Origin of the sequence: Psychrobacter sp. van23A (genome assembly GCF_030845275.1) — a bacterium.
Taxonomy (GTDB): Bacteria; Pseudomonadota; Gammaproteobacteria; order Pseudomonadales; family Moraxellaceae; genus Psychrobacter; species Psychrobacter faecalis.
In genome coordinates this window covers 2114781-2136783 of record NZ_CP132595.1, presented here as the reverse complement: position 1 = coordinate 2136783, position 22003 = coordinate 2114781, and the positions used below count along the sequence as shown (strand labels likewise).

Sequence of the window (22003 nt, the reverse complement as noted above, 5' to 3'; positions counted from 1 at the left end):
TGTCATATGCTAAGTGATAGCTAGACAGGTCTGCTACTCTTTTTAATCCTCTTTATGCTGTTACAGCATCGCTATTAATTTGTACGCTAATTATGATAAAACAACCGATATTACATTCAACGCCAACCGTTGCCGATTGGCATTTCCCAAATACGCCGCTGCGTCTAGCGCAAGATGGTGATACCGAGGGCGAAACTTCACCGCAAGCCGATGTATTGGTCGCTGAGCCAGAAGTAGCAAAACCGCCGATGTATGCAGTGGTCATGTATAACGATAACTACACGCCGATGGAGTTTGTCGTCTATGTGCTGCAATCAGAGTTTCGTCATAGTATGGATACAGCAGTTGAAATTATGCTGACCATTCACAATAGCAGCAAGGGTATTGCAGGCATTTATCCAAAAGACATCGCTGAAACCAAAGCCAAAAAAGTCAATAGCTTGGCGCACCGTGAAGGTTATCCTTTATTGACTCAAATCGAGCCGCATCAGGGTGAATAATTTTTTAGCCTATTTTGTCTTAAGTTTTCTCTAATTTCGGTTGATTTTACTCACTTCTCTATTTCTTACCTTTTTATTTCTTACCTTTTTATTTATTATAAGAACTCTGCCGTAGAGCAAACCTGATGTATTAGCCAATGGTTTGCTCTAATCTATTTGTCTACTTGATTCCTGCCTTTTTAAATTTATTGTCACTCCTTTAATTCTCTTTTATTAATCTTCCTAGCTTTGCATTTTCTGCTTGATTTTTTTTTCATATCACCCATATATTAAAGTATACCCTTGTACACTTAATCGTATTAAACCCCACATTTTTTCATATCGTTTTAGCACCTTTTATCTCTGTTAAATTCAACCGTTACTTTCGAAAACTTACGCTCGAAGTGTTTTTTGCCTATTTGTCGCTTTAATACTGCACAATAAATACTGCGCAATAAAGGTCTAGTGGACACTTCGATACATTTTAGTCAGCGTTAAAAGATTGACTATGGTTAAGTATCATGTTGAGATAAAGGTAAGACGCAAATAGTATTCAAGCCATGGAAGACATCATTCAGTAATGTCTGTTAATAAACTCAACATTGCCCTTGAACAATCCATCTATCGCCCTGATTTAGTTACTAACTCATTCATAAAGCTATCAATAATAAGATAGGTACAACCGTAGGAAGTCCTTATGTTAAGTCGTCATCTTGAAGTTTCTTTGCGTTTAGCAATGACACTTGCGCGCCAAAAATCGCATGAGTATCTCACTGTTGAACATCTCCTATTGGCGTTATTGGAAAATACCAATGCTGCCAATACGTTGACTGCTTGCAATGCCAATGTCTCAACGTTGCGTAGTGAGCTAGAAGCTTATATCAATAAGCATACGCCAACCGTGGACGCAGATTCTGAACAATCACCACAACCCACCCAGAGCTTTGACCGCATTTTGCAGCGTGCTATTTTCCACGTGCAGTCTATTGGTGGCGGGCGTTTAGTTGAAGGTTCTGATATTTTGGTATCGATGTTTTCAGAGCATGATACTTATGCCGTTTATTTGCTTAAAAAGCAGGGCATCAGCCGCCTTGAGCTGACCCAGTATTTATCACATGGTCAAGACAAAGACGAGCCATCTGAGCCACGTGCTTCAATGACTGGTGAGCGCCGTAGTGCGTCAGAAAAAACCAGTAAAGATCCTTTGGTTGAATTTGCAACCAACTTAAACCAGCGCGCTGCTGAAGGTAAAACTGACCCACTAATCGGTCGTGGTCCTGAGATTGAGCGCGCCGCTCAAGTATTATGCCGTCGCCGTAAAAATAACCCACTATTGGTCGGTGAGCCAGGCGTTGGTAAAACCTCTATTGCTGAAGGATTGGCGTGGCTGATTATCAATGATAAAGCACCAAAACCTTTAAATGGCTGCGTGATTTATAGTCTAGATATTGGCTCATTAATCGCTGGTACTAAGTACCGCGGCGATTTTGAAAAACGGATGAAATCACTACTTGATGCGTTAAAGAAAAAACCCAATGCGATTTTGTTTATCGATGAGATTCATATGATTATTGGCGCAGGCTCGTCAATGAGTAGCAATATGGACGTCTCAAACTTAATCAAACCAGCGCTTGCCAATGGTGAGCTGCGCTGTATTGGTTCAACAACCTTTACTGAATATCGTCAGGTGTTTGAAAAAGACCATGCCTTGTCACGTCGTTTTCAAAAAATTGATGTTAAAGAGCCAAGTGTCGATGACAGTATCGATATTTTACGTGGGTTGAAACCGCGTTATGAAGAGTTTCATAACGTCGAATATACCGACGAAGCCTTGGTAACTGCTGTGCAATTATCGGCGAAACACATTCACGAGCGCTTTTTACCCGATAAAGCCATCGATGTTATTGATGAAGCCGGTGCTTATAAGCGTTTAGGTATCGTCGCGGATCTAGACGATATTGACGCTGAAGAAAGCTTTATTGCCAATTTAGAACAAGACTTTGATGCGCAAATCGATGCCGATGAAGAAGGTCTTGGGGGTGATGCTGACGATGACAGCTTTGATACAACAAGCACTTCCAATGAAATGCAAGAGGAAGCAGATACGGCAAAAGCCAATGATCGTGCGAGCGGGTCTAAAAAATCTAAAGGCAAACGCGCACCGATAAAAATCGATGTTGCTGATATCGAAGCCATCATTGCTAAGCTTGCGCGTATTCCGCCCAAATCCGTATCAAGTGATGATAAGAGCATTCTTGAGCATTTAGATCGTGATCTTAAACACTTAGTATTTGGTCAAGATGAAGCGATTGAAACCTTGGCAGATGCCATTAAACTGTCGCGTGCCGGTCTAAAAGCACCAGACAAACCAATTGGCTCATTTATGTTTGCTGGTCCAACCGGGGTTGGTAAAACAGAAGTATCACGTCAACTGGCTAATTTGTTAGGTGTAGAGCTGGTCCGCTTTGATATGTCAGAGTACATGGAAGCGCATACGGCGTCACGTTTGATTGGTGCGCCTCCCGGTTATGTTGGTTATGACCAAGGCGGTTTGCTGACTGAAAAAATCAATCAGCATCCACATTGCGTGTTGTTACTTGATGAAATCGAAAAAGCACACCCTGATGTCTTTAACTTGTTATTACAAGTGATGGACCACGGTACGTTGACTGATAACAACGGCCGCGTGGCTATCTTTAAGCAAGTGATCGTCATTATGACCACTAACGTCGGCGCTGAAAGTATCAGCCGCTCTTCGATGGGCTTTACTCAGCAAGATCACAGCCGCGACAATACCGAAGCACTCAAACGCGTCTTTACCCCTGAATTCCGTAACCGTTTGGATGCGATTATTCAGTTCAACGCGTTAGATACGTCGGTCGTCGTCTCTGTGGTCGATAAGTTCTTGGTTGAGCTACAAGTACAGCTCGATGACAAGCAAGTGACGCTCGAGATTGACGATGAAGTCCGTGATTACTTGGCGGAGAAAGGCTATGATCGCCTCATGGGTGCGCGTCCTATGCAGCGCCTTATTCAAGACGAGATCAAAAAGCCACTCGCGAGTATGATTTTGTTTGGCGACTTGGTAAACGGTGGGGTAGTCCATCTAAGCTTAGAACCAAAAGAAGCCAATGAGCAAGACGGTGATACGGTTAAGCTTGATAAAACTAGCGGTAAATCTTCGGATAAAGGTTCAGCCGACAGTCGTATTATCTTAACGGTCGTTGAAACCCATGAGCCGCATCCAGATTCTGAGTCACTAGCTAGCTAAGTTTTTGCTATTGATATAATAACAACGGTTACGGTGTTATAAAAACGGTTACAATGGTAGCCGTTTTTTTATTGCTATAATTTATTGAATAATCGTATTTCTTATCCTCCTATAAAAAATAAAAAAGGACCTATCATGGAATTGTTTGATGAAAAATCTACGAAAACCGAGGCCCAAAAACAAGCGATTTTGGACAATGTGCGCTTACCGGACGACTGGAAACAAGCCTTAGCAGAAGAATTGACCTCTGATAATATGGATAACTTGCGCGCTTTTTTAAAAGAAGCTTATCAATCAGATGATAGTATTTATCCGCCAGCGCCCTTAATGTTTAATGCGTTAAATCTAACGCCATTATCACAGGTGAAGGTGGTGATACTGGGTCAAGACCCTTATCATGGTCCAGGGCAAGCGATGGGTTTATCGTTTTCAGTACCAAAAGCCATACCAAAACCGCCGTCTTTAAATAATGTGCTAAAAGAGATGGCGAGTGACATCGGAATCGCTCCTTCAAAACATGGCGATCTGACTTATTGGGCGCAGCAAGGCGTGTTGTTATTAAACAGCTCGCTTACGGTACAAGAAGGCACGCCAAACAGCCATCAAAATAAAGGTTGGGAGCAGTTTACCGACGCCGTAATTGACGTGGTCAATGAACAAACAGAGCATACGGTATTTATATTGTGGGGCAGTAAAGCGCAGAAAAAAGGCAAATATATCAATACCGATAAACATTTGATTCTGACCGCTGTACATCCATCGCCGTTGGCTGCCAACCGCGGCGGGTTTTTTGGTTCTAAGCCGTTTTCTAAGACCAATGATTATCTAATACAACATGGCCAAAAACCGATTGACTGGCAATTGCCACAGTAAATGAAAAATATACAGAATATAAGCTTGCAGCCATTTCAGGCAATTAACTACCAACTTGCTACAGATGAACTTTGGGCAGTCGAAGATATCAACTGGATGCAACAAGCGCTTAATCTTGCTAAGCAAGGCGCTGCACGTGAAGAAGTGCCCGTAGGAGCAATACTGGTACACAATCAGCAGATTATAGGTCAAGGTTTTAATGAGCCGATTGGACGCCATGACGCAACCGCGCATGCAGAGATTATCGCGTTAAGGGATGCCTGCACGCGTTTAAACAACTATCGCTTGCCGCTTCAGACAACGTTATATGTGACTTTAGAGCCGTGTACTATGTGTATTGGCGCGCTGATTCATGCTCGCGTCGATAGACTTATCTATGCAGCAAGCGAGCCGAGGGCTGGTATGGTTGGTAGTCAAATGAACTTGGCTGCCGAGTCTTTTTATAATCATCGTATTCAAGTGTATAAAGGTCTGTGCCGTGAGCATAGCAGTCAAATGCTAAAGGCTTTTTTTCGTGAACGTCGGCAAGCGTCCAAACGAAAAAAAAGATAAAAAAACCGTTCAAATGATTAACAAGATATTAGTCTCACTGCTAGTGATAGGGAGTTATGTTTGCTATACTATCGCCCTATTTGCTTACGAATCTGTCTATTACCGTGCAAGCGTTTGATAGCGCAGGGAAATTCTTTGTTTACCACGATGTCAGCTCTGCCGACGATTAAGTGAGTGTTATGTCTGCTTTTATACCTGATACTAATGACAATAGTGAGACGCCGTCATTGCGCTATCCGGTTATCTGTATTGATGGTCCAAGTGGGGCAGGTAAAGGCACGGTTACGTGGCGCTTAGCGCAAACTTTGGGCTATCAGCTGCTTGATTCAGGGGCGTTATATCGCATCGTTGGTTTAAAAGCGTTTGAAGCAGGTCTGATTACAGCAGATGCCAACCAAGCGATTGATGAGACTGCGTTATTAGAATTGACCCAAAGCTTACAGATCGTTTTTGAGCCTAATAGCGATTCAGGGCGCGTGGATATTATTGTCAATGGCGCTAAGATTGGTGAGCAAGTACGCAATGAAACCGTTGGCGGTTATGCTTCACAAGTTGCAGTTTATCCAAAGGTGCGCCAAGCATTGCTTAAATTGCAGCAAGATATGGCAACCCAATCAGGATTGGTTGCGGATGGTCGCGACATGGGCACGGTAGTTTTCCCCGATGCCGATGTAAAGGTCTATCTGACCGCAAGCGCTACCGCTCGTGCAGAGCGCCGCGTGGTACAGCTATTAAAAGCTGGGCAGGCGGCCGACTTTGACGCGATTCTGGCAACGATTAAAGCGCGAGATGAGCGTGATGAAAACCGAGCAACGGCACCGTCAAAACCGGCTGAAGATGCACTGGTTTTAGATAGCTCAAACCTAGACGCTGACGCGGTTTATGAGTTGGTAAAAAAACATTGTCAAGATAAGGGTGTTTGTTTTAATCGTTAATAAAAACAACATTTTAAGTACTAAAAGGTTTCCTATGGCTTCCGTTTTAGTATAAAATTGTATAAATATAAACGCCAATCTCAACTTATCGTAGGCTTTTGATTTTTATAGAATTTAAAATTCTAATTGTTTTAACTGAAATTTTAAAAAATAAGTAAACCAATACCTTAGAAAAATAAGTTGAGAGTGGGGTAAATATAAGTAAGACAGTCGTTGCTAGTGAGTTCGCTAAAAAATCGCTTATTAGCAACAACCGTTTTTTTATATGACTGCATAAGATATAAAACCAGTATTCTCGTTTTATACAGTCATACATTTGATCCGTACTGTGCTGGACAGGATACGGCTATACAAAGGTAGACATAATGGAATCATTTGCTGAACTATTTGAAGCGAGCATCGAAGAAACAGGTCTTGATATCGAGCGTGGCTCGGTTATTACTGGTACTGTTGTAGCCATCGATAGCGATTGGATCACAGTAGATACTGGTCTTAAATCTGAAGGTATCGTCGCTCGTGAAGAGTTTTTAAGCGAAGAAGGCGAACTTGAAGTTGAAGTTGGCGACACAGTCGACGTCGTGGTTGAAGCGGTTGATAACGGTATGGGTCAAACCTTACTGTCACGCGAAAAAGCCAAACGCGTTGAGACTTGGAATTTCCTTGAGAAAATCTCTGATAACGATGAGATCGTTAAAGGTATTATTTCTAGCAAAGTAAAAGGCGGCTTTACCGTTGATATCGGTTCAGTTCGCGCGTTCCTACCAGGTTCATTGGTAGACGTCCGTCCGATTCGTGATACCACGCATCTAGAAGGCAAAGAGCTAGAATTTAAAGTTATCAAACTTGATCAAAAACGTAACAACGTCGTGGTAAGTCGCCGCGCTGTTATGGAAGCTGAAAACTCAGCTGAGCGTGAAGAGCTATTGAACAAGCTTGAAGAAGGTATCGAGATCGAAGGTATCGTTAAGAACCTAACTGATTACGGTGCATTCGTTGATCTTGGTGGTATTGATGGTCTACTACACATCACTGACATGGCGTGGCGCCGTATCAAGCATCCATCTGAGGTGGTTGAAGTTGGTCAAGATCTAAAAGTTAAAGTATTGAAGTTTGATCGTGAGCGCAATCGCGTAAGCTTAGGTCTAAAACAACTTGGTACAGATCCTTGGGATAACGTTGGCGGCACATACCCAGTGGGTAGCGTTGTTAAAGCTCGCGTAACTAACTTGACTGACTATGGTTGTTTTGCTGAAATCTCTGAAGGCATTGAAGGTCTAGTCCACGTATCAGAGATGGATCACACCAATAAAAACATCCACCCATCAAAAGTTGTGCAAGTGGGTGACGAAGTTGAAGTGATGATCCTTGATATCGATGAAGAACGTCGTCGTATCAGCTTAGGTATCAAACAAACTCTTGCTAACCCATGGGATGAGTTTGATAAGAAACATGAGCGCGGTGATAAAATCACTGGTACGATTAAATCTATCACTGATTTCGGTATCTTTATTGGTCTAGACGGTGGTATCGATGGTCTTGTTCATCTATCTGATATCTCTTGGAACGAAACTGGCGAAGAAGCTATCCGTAACTACAACAAAGGCGACACCGTTGAAGCAATGGTATTGTCTGTAGATTCAGAAGCCAACCGTATCAGCTTAGGCATCAAACAATTAAGCTCTGATCCATTCAACGAATACCTAGTCAACAATGACCGCGGTGCTATCGTTAATGGTAAAGTAAAAGAAGTAGACGCGAAAGGTGCGACTATCGAACTTGCTGACGAAGTAGAAGCTTATTTACGTGCTTCTGAGATTCAACGTGATCGCGTTGAAGATGCAACCAAGCATCTATCTGTTGGTGATGATGTTGAAGCGAAAATCATCAGTGTTGATCGCAAAACTCGTAACATCAACTTGTCAATCAAAGCCAAAGACGAAGCTGAAGAGCGTCAAGCGATTAAAGAATTGGGAAGCACTGGTACGACTGCTGCTGCCGGTTCTGATGCACAGCCAAAAACCATTGGTGACTTGATCAAAGAACAAATGCAGTAAGCGGTAGTTTGTTGATATAGTTATACTATAAAAAGAAAGCGACTCCGGTCGCTTTTTTTTGTGATTAAATTTGAGTATGGGGCAAGTTAGTAAGGTTTTATGGTAAAAAAGGAAACTCTTATTCCTATTTATGCCAATATCCGCTATCATTTGCAACATTGAGTAACGAGATGTGAAAGTTAAATTAAACAGACCTAAACGGTTCATTTACTTCATATCATCTTATCCATTAATCAATAAGGTCCATGTGATAATGCAGCAAGCAATTAACAAGTCCGAATTTATTAGTAATCTGAGTGCGAATTGTGACAACATGACAGACACTGTCGTCGATGATGCAGTACGCGAAATATTAAATTTGATGACCGATACCTTAGCCAATGACGGCCGAGTAGAGGTGCGTGGCTTTGGTAGTTTTTGTCTTCATCATCGCCGTGCCCGTATGGGGCGCAATCCTAAAACAGGCGAAAGCGTACCCGTACCTGCAAAAGCCATTCCACACTTTAAGCCGGGCAAAGCGCTACGTGAAGCTGTCAATGCCAAGGTAGCAAACGGTTAGGTAAGCAGAGCCGTCAGAATGTCGCGTTCTTTGTTAAACGGTTCATACGATTCAACATAAAAGGATATCTCTGATGCGTATTTTACTGCTGGTATTACTGTTTTTAAGCTTCGCTTATTCGCTCGGTTTGGTATTGGCCAATAATACCGAAGTTGGGGTGAATCTACTTTTCTCCCAAGCACCAACGATGAATTTGGGCTTATTACTGATTCTGTGCTTGATACTAGGCATTGTGATTGGCATGCTACTCGCGCTGCTTATCTTCCGTGTGCTACAAAATAAGTGGGAAATCTCACGGCTACAAAAGCTAAATGCCAATCTGCAAGAGCAGGTGACGCAGGCCAATATCGTCATTGACCGTCAGGCAAACGCACCATCAGTACAAGAAGCGGTTTACGGCGCGACAGCGACCAATGTACAAGACGGCAGCGTTATCGATGTAGACGATGGTGCTACTTTAACCAAGCAAAAGCGTGAGCATTGAGTGCTAACTAAGCATTCTTATATTGAGACGTTTATATAATAATTTAATAATAATCATTTAATAAACTGATAGAACGTGGCACAACTATGAATAACACCATCCATTCTCCAGTCGTCGTTGCACTGGATAATATGACTAAAGATGCCTCTTTAGCACTAGCTGACCAATTAGACCCAGCGTTATGTCGCTTAAAAGTAGGCAAAGAGCTGTTTACCCGCTGTGGTCCTGAAATTGTTAAAGCGCTACATCAGCGTGATTTTGACGTGTTTTTGGACTTGAAATTTCACGATATTCCTAATACCACGGCACAAGCGGTACTTGCAGCAGCCGAGCTTGGCGTATGGATGGTCAACGTGCATGCAAGTGCGGGCCTTGAGGCCATGTCATTAGCCAAGCAGCGCTTGTTGAACGGTAATTTTGAAACCCTGCTAATCGCCGTAACCGTGCTGACTTCTATGGACAATCAGGCACTGACGCAAACAGGTATCACCGACGGCCTAGATGCCCAAGTGAGCCGTTTGGCACAATTGACCAAGCAAGCAGGTCTTGATGGGGTAGTATGCTCAGCACAAGAAGCAAAAACACTTAAAGCATTATGTGGTGAAGATTTTAAATTGATTACTCCTGGCATTCGCTTGCCAGACGACAATGCTGATGATCAAAAACGTATCTGTACACCGAAGCAAGCGTTAGCAGATGGTTCTGATTACTTGGTGATTGGTCGCTCAATCACCCAAGCTGTTGATCCTTTGGCTAAATTACAATTGATATTGAACAGTCTTTAGCGCTATAGATCGACCGTATAATAAAAAAAGACAGCCTAATCCGCTGTCTTTTTTACTTTTTGCTCGTTAACGAAAAGCTGCTACACTGGTTAAATTCACGCTAATCGTAAGCTGAGGAAAAAGCTGACTTTTGCAAATAGTTTGATTGGATAATAGTAAAACCTATGAAATTACAGATTTTAAGTGACTTACATATTGATAGTTATGCGCGGCAGTCGTATCCACTAGGGCGCATCCCTAAAACGGACGCAGACGTGGTATTGGTAGCGGGAGATACTGCCAATAGCGATGATGGTATGCCATGGCTACAAGAGCAGGCAGCGCATTTGCAAGTACCTTTGATTACCATCGCGGGCAATCATGAATACTTCGGCGAAGATGTGCTGCATTTCGATAAAAAGCTTGCCACTTGGGATAATTATGATAGTGAATTAGAGCAGGGCGTGCGCTTTTTACAGTGTCAGTATATTGACATCGGTAAGGTAAGGATTCTAGGTTGTACGTTATGGACGGACTATCAATATCAAGCCGATGCCGATACGATGGCAGCGGCTAGGCGTTTTATGCGCGATTATAAGCAAATTTATGCGGGTGGCGAGCTGTTCTCTCCTGAAGTATCGATACAAATCCATACTGCACATCGTCAATGGCTACAGCAAGCGCTGATAACGGCGCAAGCATTGGGTAAAAAAACGGTGGTCATGAGTCATCATAGTATTAGCCCATTATCTGTGTCTGAGAAATTTGCCAACTTGCCGAGTAATGCCGCCTTTGTTAGTGATTTATCGAGCTGGATGCATGAGGACTGGGCACCTGTGCTATGGGTACATGGCCATACCCATGAAGCCTTTGATTATCAAATTAATAAAACGCGGGTGATAGTCAATCCGCGTGCTTATCCTAATGAGGTGAGCAGTACCGAATTGGCGTTCATCTGGAACAAAGTGGTGGATATTGGCTAAATCCTGTTAACCAAGCGCTTATATCGATATGTAGCGGAATAAGCTATAGTGCAACTGACCTTATATTTTGTTCATTCTCATCAATAAATCTGCTACGCTTACTATCATGAGTAAATTGCCTAATAATACCCCATCGGGACGATCGACACCGGCTGAAAAGCCTACGAACCTCAGGCCGAACGCACCTGCACCTTCTCACTTACCTGACAGTATGATGTCTTCGGTCGGTTTGTTGCCAGTAGATAAAAGACTGATTTTATTTACCAGACATTCTCTGCGCGAGCGCTCTGATGGTAATGGTTTTGCCAGTTATCAATTGCCGCTAACGCCAAAAGGTCGCGTGTTGGCAAAGTCTTGGGGGCGCTGGCTAGCAGAACATTTGCCGTATTCGCTCGATGTTGATAGTATCTCAAGTCCGATTGGTCGCTGTATTGATACCGCGCAGCTGATGCAAGAGGGTGCGGGACTACGACGTGATATTGCCCATCAATCGCTACTGGTTGAACCTGGCAGTCTGGTGACCGAACCTGAGATTGCCAACCCGATTTTTAAAGAAATTGGTGTGCTAAACTTTATCAATCGCTTCTTACAAGGCAATCTTGAAGGCACGAAAAATGCTTATCAAGGCGGACTTGATCTTTTATCGCTTTTTTATCAAAACCAGCCGCAACATGGGCATTTAATGCTCGCCGTCAGTCATGATACGTTACTATCAGCGTTTTTGGCAGTGATGCTAGACGTGGTTGAGATTGATTGGAATGATTGGCCAAAGATGATGGAAGGGGTGTTTTTGTGGTTTGATGATAAGCCTTTTGAGCAAGCCAATGCCTATTTCGTTTGGCGCGGGCAAGTATATATTCGTCCAATCAGCGATTTATTACAGGGCTACCGTGCCGCTGGTTTTCATCCAAGCAAATTACTATTGCCACCAGAAGTAAAATGGACATAGGCTTTATTTTTGGAGTATTTAATTAGCCTTATAATGTTTTTTAAATAGTAACGGTTACCTTTTAAATAGGCATAAAAAAACCTTGCTCCAGTATGAAAACCAGTAGCAAGGTTTTGGTCATCACACCATCAAGTGCGATGCGGTCTAAACGCAATCAATCTTAAGCTTGTAGGCCTTTGATAGTTTTGTTTAGGCGGCTCTTACGACGAGCAGCTTTATTCTTATGAATAATACCTTTGTCAGCCATACGATCAAGAACCGGTACCGCTTTTTTGTAAGCTTCGGTAGCCGCGTCATAATCTTTAGCAGCGATAGCCGCATCAACACGTTTTAGATAAGTACGAACCATAGAGCGTTGTGACGCAGAGTTCTGACGACGTTTGGTGTTTTGACGGGCGCGTTTACGAGCTTGTGCAGTATTAGCCACGCGTATCTCCTTGATAAAGACAGATAAAAATATGAATGTTGATTGCAATAATAATGGGTTTAACAATCATCGGTGACGAGCAGCCTCTCGCCAAACATGATGTCGATGTCTATTATGAGGGCACTTATCTGTTATTAAAGCACCTAATAGTAATAGAGCATCGCTCGCGCCAGAACTGTTTGGAATAATTAAACAGCGTTGACGTGTAAAGCCGGTTATCTTAGCAAATTATTGCGCTTAGAACAATATATTTGATGATTAATGCTAAAAGAAGTTATGTTAGCCGATCTTAAAGGTTTAATTAAAGGGTTTATCGCGCTAACAAGTGAATTATATAACAAAAGTTAGACTTAAAATTCTGAATGATTCCCATAAACCTAACCGTTGATAAAATCTCTTACAATAAATTGTGTAGAATAGCGCTAGCGAGTTGTTAATTTAGGTATGATACCAAAGCAAACAATTTCTATAAGACATCATTTTTAGCATTATAAACACCCCAACATGATATAAATGGATAGGCTATGCAGCGAAAAGCAATTGTAATTGGCGCAACAGGACTGGTCGGACAGCATCTTGTTAAGCAGCTTAGTGAGCTTTATGACACGTTGATTGTGATTGCACGGCGGCCGCCTCGCTACATCAATGCCAGCATGCGCTTTTATCAGGTCAATGATTTTGATAACTTGGCTGAAATATTTGCCAGTGTCGGCGCAGATAGTAAGACCGATGCCTTTAGCTGCCTTGGTACCACCAAAAAACAAGCAGGTAGTGATGAAGCGTTTCGAAAAGTTGACCACGACTATAATGTCAATTTTGCCACATTGTGCCGTGCGAAAGGCGTGGAAAACTTCTTTTTATTGTCCTCAATGAATGCCGATATCGACAGCCGTTTTTTATACAATCGGGTCAAAGCGGAAACAGAGCAGTCTATTATGGCGCTAGGTTTTACCCAGTTGGTGATTTTTCGACCATCACTATTACTTGGCAAGCATAAAGGCCGTCCGCTTGAAAGCTTTGGTCAAAAAGCCTTTAAACTGATCTCGCCAATCGTCCCCGAGTCATTATCCTTGCATCCTATTTCTGCCAAGCGCGTTGCCAGTGCGATGGCGATGAGTGCGCATGAGGTGTATCAGCGTAATAAATATCGTAGTGAGCCTACCATTACAGACACGGAAATTATCGAAAATAAACAGCTACTAGCAATGACCAAAGTCAAAAAATAGCCTAAACATAAATTAATAAAAACTCAGATTTCATGATAGATAATTCAACTATTTAACTTAACAAGGAGCGTCACGATGTCAGACACAGCAGAAACAACCACGATGAATAAAGACAACTTTGTCACTTGTGATTTATTAGATGCCAATCCTGAGTCGCAGGTATGTTTGCCCAATATTGAAGGCAAATCATTTTATAGCTTTGGCGGTAAAGACAGATTTTGCGGTGAAATCGTGACGGTAAAATGCTTTGAAGATAATAGCCGTGTAAAATCCTTATTAAACAGCGATGGCAAAGATAAAGACGGCAATGGCAAAGTCTTGGTCGTTGACGGTGGCGGTTCAATGCGCTGCGCGTTGCTCGGCGATATGATTGCGCAATCAGCGATTGATAATGGCTGGGCAGGGGTGGTGGTATATGGCTGCGTGCGTGATGTAGATGATATGGCGCAAATGGATATCGGTGTCATGGCGCTTGGTTGCATCCCGCGCAAATCAAATCGCCGCGATGAAGGTCAAACCGATATTGAAATCCGCTTTGGTGATTTAACGTTAAACTCAGGTATGTTTGTTTATGCCGACAATAACGGCATTATCGCAAGCGAAAAACCATTAATTTAAAAATAGCTTATACTTTAACAGTAGCTTAATGGTTATAACTCCGAGACCTCAGCTTAATCGTTGAGGTTTTTGTATTTAAGTAGCTTGTCGTTATAGATGAATATGCGTTTTATCAATTGTTTAGTTTTTGGTTTTTTCATAACAAGGCTAAGTGACAAACCGTTACGGCATAAATTTTGGTAATTGCGCAAATATTCGTATAATAGCTTTCTGACTCTTAACGTTGACCCTATCCTTTATGTCTATCACTGCTTTGACCGACGCCTTTGACCCTATTAACCAGCAGTTATTTCCTATCCAGAATGCCGAGCGGCGTTGGCTGGCGCCTGTGCATGGAGCAGTCAGTAGCTTGTGGCTCGCAAGTCTGGTACAAACGCCGCTATGGGATGTGGCTGACCGTCTAAAGGTTGTGGTGACGCGTGACCAAAATCAGCTTAACCAGATAGAGACGGAGTTGGCATTTTGCGGCGTCGATGCTTATGTGTTCCCTGATTGGGAAACGCTGACCTATGATGAGCTGTCTCCGCATCAAGATATCGTCAGCGAGCGTATTAACCTGTTAACGGATATGCCAACGTCAGGGGTATTGTTAATATCGGTACAGGCATTGATGCACCGTGTCGCACCGCCAAGCTGGTTGATAGGGCAGCATTTTGATTTGAGTGTCGGTGATCGATTTGATATCAATACTCAGCGCGAACTATTGGCAAAGGCGGGTTATCGCGCGGTTGAGAACGTCTTTGAGCCGGGCGAATTTGCCGTACGTGGTAGTATCATTGATATCTTTGCCATGGGTCAGCCATTTCCGCTACGCCTAGATTTATTCGATGATGAAATTGAGACCATTCGCTTTTTTAATCCGCAGACCCAGCGCACATTGACCGTTGATGACCTCAAAACCATGATAAGCGGCAACGATAGCAGCATGGGCAAAGAATCGCTATCGCTGCTGCATAAACTGCCAGATATCTCAAAGCCCATTAAGCAATTTCAAATACTACCCGCTAAAGAGTTTCCGCTCGATGAAGGGCGGGAGACGTTCCGCACCAACTTTGCCGCCATGTTCCCCAATGCCAGTAGCCGCAAATCTGAGCTGCATAAAGATGTCATGGCAGGTATTGCCAGTAGCGGACTTGAGTATTATCAGCCACTGTTTTTTGATTTAAAGGATTGGATGGCAGAAAGTAGTTTGTTTTCCTATTTGCCAAGCGATGCCTTGTTTATTACCGATGAGCTGATTAACGAAAAACAGGCAGATTATTGGTCACAAATTCAGCGCCGTTATGAAGAGCGCCGTCACGATATTGACAAGCCCATCGTTGCGCCTGAATTGTTATATTTATTATCAAATAGTCTAAACGAACATCTTAATTATTATCCGCGAGTGATATTGAGTGCGCGTAATGAGCTTGCGACCATGACTGATGTCGCTGCGATTGATAGCATTGATAACGATGACGCAACCTTAGCATCTGAACCATTAACCCTGCCGCCAAAAAAACAAGGGCTAGTGACACTAAGTGCGCAAGAGCCGCCACAACTACCAGTCAATCATCAAAAAGCCGAACCCCTTAGCGAACTGTTAGCGTTTTTAGAGTTGCAAGCGCAAACAGCAACACCTGTATTAATTGTGGCAGAAACGGCGGGTCGGCGTGAAATTCTGATTGAACTGTTTAAAGGCAAAATAGATGTCAAAGCTTACGATAGCTTTGAGGCGTTTTTAGCAGCGGACAAATCGAAGGATAATAGTAATAAGTTACCGCAAGTCGGATTGACCATTGCGCCTATTGAACGCGGTGTTTACGTGCCTGAGCGCTTAGTGGTGATTAGTGAGACGCAATTATTTGGCCGGCAAGTGCTGCAAACGCGTCGTCGCCGACAAAGCGGGGTGTCAGAAGAGTTCTTGGTTAAAAGCGTCACCGAAATCACCGAAGGGAGTCCAGTGGTGCATATCGAGCATGGTATTGGGCGTTACAATGGCCTGATTACGCTCGATGTTGGTGACGGCGAGCAAGAGTTTATCCACCTAAAGTACGCTGATGACGCCAGTATCTATGTACCGGTTGCCAATTTACAAATGATTAACCGTTATAGTGGCGGTGACCCTGCACTTGCGCCCCTACACAAAATTGGTAGCGGTAAATGGGATAAAGCCAAGCAAAAGGCGCTCGAGCAAATCCATGACGTGGCGGCTGAACTGCTTAATATGCAAGCACGGCGCGAAGCGAAAGTCGGTATTCATTTTAAAATCGACCCATCGCAATATGAGCTATTTGCCAGTCAATTTGCCTTTGAAGAAACGCCTGATCAAGCCAATGCCATTCATGCGGTGATGGAAGACATGCGGCAGAACCAGCCGATGGATCGACTTATTTGCGGTGATGTTGGTTTTGGTAAAACAGAAGTGGCTATGCGTGCGGCGTTCATTGCAGTGAGTGCCGGTTATCAAGTGGCGGTGTTGGTGCCGACAACCTTGCTGGCAGGTCAACATGAAGACAATTTCCGCGACCGTTTTGCTGATTGGCCGGTACGTATTGAAACCTTGTCGCGCTTTGGTGGTAAAAAGCATCAAGATACGGTGTTAACAGACCTCGCAGCAGGTAAGGTCGATATCGTCATTGGTACGCATAAACTTCTGCAACCTGATGTGAAGTTCTCTAATCTGGGCTTAATGATTGTCGATGAAGAACACCGTTTTGGCGTACGCCATAAAGAGCGTATCAAGGCGATTCAGACCGATGTAGACAGTATGTCGATGACCGCGACGCCAATCCCTAGAACGCTTAATATGGCGCTCTCAGGGATGCGTGATATGTCGATTATTGCCACCCCGCCTGCACGTCGTCTGGCGATTAAAACCTTTGTCATGCAAAAGACCGATGCCTTATTAAAAGAAGCCATCTTGCGTGAGCTACTACGCGGCGGACAGGTTTATCTATTGCACAATGATGTCGCCAGTATTGAGCGTATGGCCGAGACCGTCCGTGAACTGGTGCCTGAAGCACGAGTAGGGGTTGCGCATGGGCAAATGCAAGAGCGCCAACTTGAGCAAGTGATGCAGCAATTTTATCATAAAAAGTTCAACGTGCTGATATGCTCGACCATTATCGAAACCGGTATTGATGTACCCAATGCCAATACTATTATCATTGAGCGCGCCGATAAGTTTGGTTTGGCGCAATTGCATCAGCTGCGAGGTCGTGTTGGCCGGAGTCATCATCAAGCGTATTGCTACTTGCTCGTACCTTCTATCAAAGGGCTTAAAGGCGATGCCAAGCGCCGTCTGCATGCGATTGAACGCGCCAATACCTTGGGTGCAGGCTTTATGCTGGCAAGCGAAGATTTAGAGATTCGTGGCGCGGGTGAAATCCTTGGTAAACAGCAAAGTGGTAACATGCAAGCGATTGGCTTTAGTCTATATATGGACATGCTTGAGCGCGCAACGAAGGCGATTAAAGCCGGTAAAGAGCCAGATTTAAGCACGCCATTGTCGCTGACTAGTGAAATCAATTTGCACAGCTCAGCGCTAATACCAGAAGAATATTTGCACGATGTGCATCAGCGCTTATTGTTTTATAAACGTATTAGTAATGCTGATGATAAAGAAGCCTTGACCGATATTCGTACCGAAATGATTGACCGTTTTGGGACGCTGCCCGACCAAACCAAGCAATTATTTGCCATTCATGGACTGCGTCTACAAGCTGAACCCTTAAAGATTAATAAGATTGATGCCAATAGCAGCAGCCTAACACTAGAATTTGCGCCTGATACGCCGGTCGACGCCTTAGCGATTATTCAGCTGATTCAAAAAGACGGTCAGCGCTATCGTATGAACGGTGCCTCTGGTATACGCTATCAAGATAGCAATAAGCTGGCAACACCGCAGCAGCGTGTCAGCGTCATTCAAGACCTATTGCGCTATTTTAGCGAGCATACAGTGACAGAGTCTGCCTAGCTTTGTTTGTTTATATCGCTAAACCAAGCACATTTATGAAATCGTTTAAGTACAGCAAATACCATACGCTAAGACAATCGGTCACGGCGCTATTTTATCGCTTGGATAACTGATAAAATAGCGGCATCTTATATTTAGCCTGCTGTTTCTTTAAGCATAATGCTTTAAGCGTATTATAGTTTAGTAAATTCAGTTCTGCTTTTCGGTATTTGGTGGTGTGTCAAAAAGTATGCTGATTAAAATTTGAATAATTTTTGAAGTCTTGAAAGCCCTATAGAATCAGAGAACTTCGCATAGATTTCTTATTGGCTTTTATCGCCAGCATACTTTTTAGAACACCACCCGGTATTTTAATTCCATTTATTTGAGCGTCATAACAAGAGAACCGTCATTATGTTCCAACTTCATCATAAACTTGCAGCCGACAGTTTTTTAGTGGGTGATTTCCCATTATCAACCTGTCGTTTAATCAATGATTGTCAGTTTCCATGGTTAATATTGGTACCGCGGGTATCAGGTATCAAAGAATTATACGAGCTATCTGAGGCAGACCAAGCGCAGTTTTTGCGTGAGTCGAGCTGGTTATCAAGCCAACTTGCTAAGACTTTCCAAGCAGATAAAATGAATGTGGCTGCCCTCGGTAATCAAGTACCGCAGCTACATTTTCATCATATCGTCCGCTATCAAAACGACATGCAATGGCCAAATCCAGTATGGGGCATTCCTGCCGTTCCTTATACCAAAGAAGTGTTGGCGCAAATGCAGCAAACGCTGATGATGGCGCTGCGTGGTCATCATCAAATGCCGTTCGATTGGCAAATGTAGTTAAGCTTTAGGTAATGGTTGATAAATGTGACTTTAGTACTTTTTATTTAAGTCGTTTTATCTAAGCCATCTTATTTAAGTAGGTATGCTCAAAGTAAAATCATAGTAAAGTGGTTTTTAAGGGCAATTGAAGGTTTGGTTGCTATAAAATATTCTACATTTGTTTGTTAATTTTTATATTAGAGAGTGGGTTGATTAAATGGATATAGCCAACTTATGTACTTGCAGCCGTTTTCGTGGATTGATGTGTATTGGTAGTTATCAATAGTTATCATTGATTAAGCGCGCATCACAGGTTGCGGGATATTTAATCTTAGACTGAGATTTTTCAGTTGAAGATTTTACTCTATGTTAAGGATAACAAATGGCTACTTCCTCTATCGCACCTCCACTATTACGACCTTTTATGTTACTCATCTCTATTTGTACCACTGTATTGAACCTAACGGCATGTGAGACGGATTCAACGGAGTCTGCTTCAACACAGTTGGCATCCGTACAATCTGCTGCAGCCTTGTCCGATTTGGGGCCAACGATTAGTGAAAATGCTACTGCCGCAGCGGACAGCTCTGTCACGTTAAATCGTAGCGCTTCTGCTATGTCTATGAGAACAATGCCGACAAGTCAGTATCTCGTTGGTAGTGGTAAGGCAGATATCACCGGAGCTGCTGCCGAAACTGGCATGTTTGGTTATGCGGCGGGGTAGGTGGTACAAGGTATCAACGACCGTTTGTACTCTTATGCTTTTATTATCGGCGAAGCGGACAAAAATACGGGCAAACGCGTCGTCTATGTATCAGCAGATATGGGCGCGATGTTTACCGCGGTAAAACTTGAGGTCATTAAACGTCTAAAAGCGGATTATGGTGACTTATATAACGATGACAATGTCATGCTCACCGCCACCCACACCCATGGGGGTAACGCCGGCTACTCACATCAGCAGCTGTATCAAATTGCCAGTACCGATGACACGCTAGCAGGCTATAGCAGCCAAAACTTCAATGCTATCGTCAATGGTATTGTCACCTCAATTAAACGCGCTCACGCTACCTTGACGGCAGGGACGTTATCTTTGGCGCAAGGCGAGCTAAAGGGTGCGACAGTCAATCGCTCGGAGTTTGCCTATAACAATAATAAAGACGCTAAAGACTTTGATAGTAATGTCAATGAAACCATGACCCAGCTGCGTCTTAATGACGCCGATGGCACCCCAGTAGGTCTGATCAATTGGTTTGCGCTGCATCCAACCAGTTTTAGTAATAAATTTATGCACCTAAGTGCTGATAACGAAGGCTTTGCTCAGCGCGTCGCGGAAAAGATTTTTGGCGGAGCATCAAACAAGCCGTTTTTCGCAGCTTTTACCAATGCTGATGAAGGCAATGTGCTGGCGGCAGGTGGTAATGCCAATTCTAAACCGGGCTTTCAAGGGAGCGATAACGAGTGGGAAAACGTTAGACGGGATGGGCAGATGCAGCTGGATAAAGCGGTTGAGCTTTGGCATCAAGGCGTGCCGGTTGCTGGACCAGTAGACGTACGCGCGCGCTGGATTGACTTAAAGGGCTATCAGGTCGATGGCAAGTTTACCAATGGCACGGGTAATAAAGTCTTATGTATGCCAGCTCGTGGTTACTCGTTTGCCGCTGGCGGGGAGAATGGCCCCTCAAATATACCTTGTATGTATGAGGGCATGACCCGAGAAAATTTCCGTATCAATGACGATATCAATAAAGTCGATCAATCATTTTTGGGCAGTTTAACGCGCGGCGCGTTTGTTATAGTATCAACCGTCAGCCAAGATGATTGTCAGGCGGAAAAACAAGTCTTATTGCCAACGGGAAGCTGGGGCTGGATTAATACTCAGCAGCCGGTGCAACTGATGCGTATCGGTAATATCGCTCTCGTTGCCATCCCTGCCGAGCCGACGACCATGGTTGGACGCCGGATGCGCGTTGCCGTGCTTGCTCAACTACAAGACTCGGGGGTTGATACCGTTATTATTAATGGTTTGGCGAATAACTATAGCGGCTATTTGAGCACGCGCGAAGAATTTGCTACTCAGCATTACGAAGGCGCGTCTACTAAGTATGGTCCATATCAAACCGCTGCTTATATCCAAGAATACACGCGGCTGGCTGAAGCGCTGCGTGATGGTATAGAAGTCTATGACAGCGCCACACCGCCTGATCGCTCAGGCAAATCCTTTAATGAGCGGCCAGGGGTGGTCTTCGACGATAAGCCTTTAAAACAAACTTGGGGACAAACCCTCACTCAGCCTAAAACCAGTTATCAAAAGGGTGACATTGCTACGGCAGTATTCCGCGGTGCTCATCCCAAAAATAATCTACGTACCGAAGACAGTTTCTTAAAAGTACAGCGTCTTGACAATGGTAAATGGGTCGATTATCTGAGTGATAGTGATTTTGATACCACTTATACGTGGCAGCGCGGAGGAGCGGCGTATAGTAAAGCCATCATTGATTGGCGAATAGCTAAGGACACCCCAGCAGGTACTTATCGATTGACCCATCAAGGCGACTGGAAGAGCGGTTGGACGCATAAAATTAAGCCTTATTCAGGCGTTTCTAATAGTTTTAGTGCGCAATAACTGTTTTTATTCAGATAGTTGTTGAGTATGGGCTTATATTTATTTTTCACTTCGCAAAAGTCAGATAGATATTATCTGGCTTTTTTGTCTTTGTTATGGTTATTAACTCAAGTCGTTTTTAATGCAAATAGTTTTTATTAATCATGAGCTTTACACTGCTTTTTATGGCTAATAAGCGACAAGTGGTATGCTTTTACTTACCAGTGTCCTAGGTAAGAAGGCATTAAAGCCGTATAATAGGTAGATTTCCTATCTACTTATATTATCAAATGTTGATAAAGCGATTTACTTATTAACGCATTTACTTGTTAACTTAAGGGGTTAGCAACCTGAATGCTTATTAACCTAAGTACTTATTAATCTAAAGACTGCACAAAAACATATGTTAATAGAAGATCCGCTTTAATTTTTATTCAAACCTTCGACAGTTTTCCTTTA

At 43.4% G+C, this 22003-nt stretch carries 17 protein-coding genes and 2 pseudogenes; 18 read left to right on the top strand and 1 reads right to left on the bottom strand.

All coding sequences use genetic code 11. From position 1 onward, the window contains the following. The first annotated feature begins 92 nt into the window (after positions 1 to 92). The 12 genes and pseudogenes from RAH45_RS09070 (at position 93) to RAH45_RS09020 (ending at position 11903) form a co-directional block, all read left to right on the top strand. A complete protein-coding gene (locus RAH45_RS09070; protein ID WP_068404516.1) occupies positions 93 to 500 on the top strand; it encodes an ATP-dependent Clp protease adaptor ClpS in 408 nt (135 codons plus the stop codon). 676 nt (positions 501 to 1176) lie between these two features. Continuing rightward, a pseudogene (locus RAH45_RS13780) lies at positions 1177 to 1302 on the top strand (Clp protease N-terminal domain-containing protein); the annotation flags it as partial. A gap of 396 nt (positions 1303 to 1698) precedes the next feature. Next, a pseudogene (locus RAH45_RS09065) lies at positions 1699 to 3750 on the top strand (AAA family ATPase); the annotation flags it as partial. Positions 3751 to 3885: 135 nt separating this feature from the next. Further along, complete coding sequence (locus RAH45_RS09060; RefSeq protein WP_068404512.1) at positions 3886 to 4623, top strand: uracil-DNA glycosylase; 738 nt, start codon at positions 3886 to 3888, stop codon at positions 4621 to 4623. Then, a complete protein-coding gene (gene tadA / locus RAH45_RS09055; protein WP_082894267.1) occupies positions 4624 to 5175 on the top strand; it encodes a tRNA adenosine(34) deaminase TadA in 552 nt (183 codons plus the stop codon). A 179-nt stretch (positions 5176 to 5354) separates the two neighbouring features. Continuing rightward, positions 5355 to 6110, top strand: a complete 756-nt coding sequence (gene cmk / locus RAH45_RS09050; RefSeq protein WP_306495196.1) for a (d)CMP kinase — start codon at positions 5355 to 5357, stop codon at positions 6108 to 6110. A 365-nt stretch (positions 6111 to 6475) separates the two neighbouring features. Further along, complete coding sequence (gene rpsA / locus RAH45_RS09045) at positions 6476 to 8164, top strand: 30S ribosomal protein S1 (protein ID WP_068404509.1); 1689 nt, start codon at positions 6476 to 6478, stop codon at positions 8162 to 8164. Between the two features lie 253 nt (positions 8165 to 8417). After that, entirely contained in the window at positions 8418 to 8723 is a 306-nt protein-coding gene (locus RAH45_RS09040; RefSeq protein ID WP_068404507.1) for an integration host factor subunit beta, read from the top strand. 73 nt (positions 8724 to 8796) lie between these two features. Then, positions 8797 to 9207 carry a lipopolysaccharide assembly protein LapA domain-containing protein gene (locus RAH45_RS09035; protein WP_068404506.1) on the top strand — a complete coding sequence of 137 codons (411 nt, stop codon included), beginning with the start codon at positions 8797 to 8799 and terminating at the stop codon, positions 9205 to 9207. A gap of 86 nt (positions 9208 to 9293) precedes the next feature. Next, positions 9294 to 9992, top strand: coding sequence for an orotidine-5'-phosphate decarboxylase (gene pyrF / locus RAH45_RS09030; RefSeq protein ID WP_068404504.1), 699 nt, complete (start codon positions 9294 to 9296; stop codon positions 9990 to 9992). 164 nt (positions 9993 to 10156) lie between these two features. After that, positions 10157 to 10954, top strand: a complete 798-nt coding sequence (locus tag RAH45_RS09025) for a metallophosphoesterase (RefSeq protein ID WP_068404502.1) — start codon at positions 10157 to 10159, stop codon at positions 10952 to 10954. Between the two features lie 106 nt (positions 10955 to 11060). After that, positions 11061 to 11903 carry a histidine phosphatase family protein gene (locus RAH45_RS09020; RefSeq protein ID WP_068404500.1) on the top strand — a complete coding sequence of 281 codons (843 nt, stop codon included), beginning with the start codon at positions 11061 to 11063 and terminating at the stop codon, positions 11901 to 11903. Between the two features lie 160 nt (positions 11904 to 12063). Here RAH45_RS09020 and rpsT read toward each other — a convergent pair whose 3' ends face one another. Continuing rightward, complete coding sequence (gene rpsT / locus RAH45_RS09015; protein WP_010200097.1) at positions 12064 to 12330, bottom strand: 30S ribosomal protein S20; 267 nt, start codon at positions 12328 to 12330, stop codon at positions 12064 to 12066. A gap of 524 nt (positions 12331 to 12854) precedes the next feature. Between rpsT and RAH45_RS09010 the strand changes: the two genes are divergently transcribed. From RAH45_RS09010 to RAH45_RS08985, 6 genes are all read left to right on the top strand, one after another. Continuing rightward, entirely contained in the window at positions 12855 to 13556 is a 702-nt protein-coding gene (locus RAH45_RS09010) for an NAD-dependent epimerase/dehydratase family protein (protein ID WP_068404498.1), read from the top strand. Between the two features lie 75 nt (positions 13557 to 13631). Then, positions 13632 to 14174: a ribonuclease E activity regulator RraA gene (gene rraA, locus RAH45_RS09005; protein WP_082894266.1), complete on the top strand. Its 543-nt coding sequence runs from the start codon at positions 13632 to 13634 to the stop codon at positions 14172 to 14174. Between the two features lie 238 nt (positions 14175 to 14412). After that, on the top strand, positions 14413 to 18132 hold the full coding sequence (gene mfd / locus RAH45_RS09000; RefSeq protein WP_306495194.1) for a transcription-repair coupling factor: 3720 nt from the start codon (positions 14413 to 14415) through the stop codon (positions 18130 to 18132). A 393-nt stretch (positions 18133 to 18525) separates the two neighbouring features. After that, positions 18526 to 18957 carry an HIT domain-containing protein gene (locus RAH45_RS08995; RefSeq protein ID WP_144296506.1) on the top strand — a complete coding sequence of 144 codons (432 nt, stop codon included), beginning with the start codon at positions 18526 to 18528 and terminating at the stop codon, positions 18955 to 18957. A gap of 364 nt (positions 18958 to 19321) precedes the next feature. Continuing rightward, on the top strand, positions 19322 to 19663 hold the full coding sequence (locus tag RAH45_RS08990; protein WP_306495193.1) for a hypothetical protein: 342 nt from the start codon (positions 19322 to 19324) through the stop codon (positions 19661 to 19663). Beyond that, complete coding sequence (locus RAH45_RS08985; protein ID WP_306495192.1) at positions 19664 to 21565, top strand: neutral/alkaline ceramidase; 1902 nt, start codon at positions 19664 to 19666, stop codon at positions 21563 to 21565. It begins immediately after the preceding gene. Positions 21566 to 22003: the final 438 nt, after the last annotated feature.

Coding starts and splice junctions, on each gene's coding strand:
- rraA (WP_082894266.1), top strand. CDS start 13,632: ATGTCAGACACAGCAGAAACAACCACGATGAATAAAGACAACTTTGTC.
- RAH45_RS09025 (WP_068404502.1), top strand. CDS start 10,157: ATGAAATTACAGATTTTAAGTGACTTACATATTGATAGTTATGCGCGG.
- tadA (WP_082894267.1), top strand. CDS start 4,624: ATGAAAAATATACAGAATATAAGCTTGCAGCCATTTCAGGCAATTAAC.
- RAH45_RS09040 (WP_068404507.1), top strand. CDS start 8,418: ATGCAGCAAGCAATTAACAAGTCCGAATTTATTAGTAATCTGAGTGCG.
- RAH45_RS08990 (WP_306495193.1), top strand. CDS start 19,322: ATGGCTACTTCCTCTATCGCACCTCCACTATTACGACCTTTTATGTTA.
- RAH45_RS09020 (WP_068404500.1), top strand. CDS start 11,061: ATGAGTAAATTGCCTAATAATACCCCATCGGGACGATCGACACCGGCT.
- mfd (WP_306495194.1), top strand. CDS start 14,413: ATGTCTATCACTGCTTTGACCGACGCCTTTGACCCTATTAACCAGCAG.
- RAH45_RS09035 (WP_068404506.1), top strand. CDS start 8,797: ATGCGTATTTTACTGCTGGTATTACTGTTTTTAAGCTTCGCTTATTCG.
- RAH45_RS09070 (WP_068404516.1), top strand. CDS start 93: ATGATAAAACAACCGATATTACATTCAACGCCAACCGTTGCCGATTGG.
- cmk (WP_306495196.1), top strand. CDS start 5,355: ATGTCTGCTTTTATACCTGATACTAATGACAATAGTGAGACGCCGTCA.
- RAH45_RS09010 (WP_068404498.1), top strand. CDS start 12,855: ATGCAGCGAAAAGCAATTGTAATTGGCGCAACAGGACTGGTCGGACAG.
- RAH45_RS08995 (WP_144296506.1), top strand. CDS start 18,526: ATGTTCCAACTTCATCATAAACTTGCAGCCGACAGTTTTTTAGTGGGT.
- rpsA (WP_068404509.1), top strand. CDS start 6,476: ATGGAATCATTTGCTGAACTATTTGAAGCGAGCATCGAAGAAACAGGT.
- pyrF (WP_068404504.1), top strand. CDS start 9,294: ATGAATAACACCATCCATTCTCCAGTCGTCGTTGCACTGGATAATATG.
- RAH45_RS09060 (WP_068404512.1), top strand. CDS start 3,886: ATGGAATTGTTTGATGAAAAATCTACGAAAACCGAGGCCCAAAAACAA.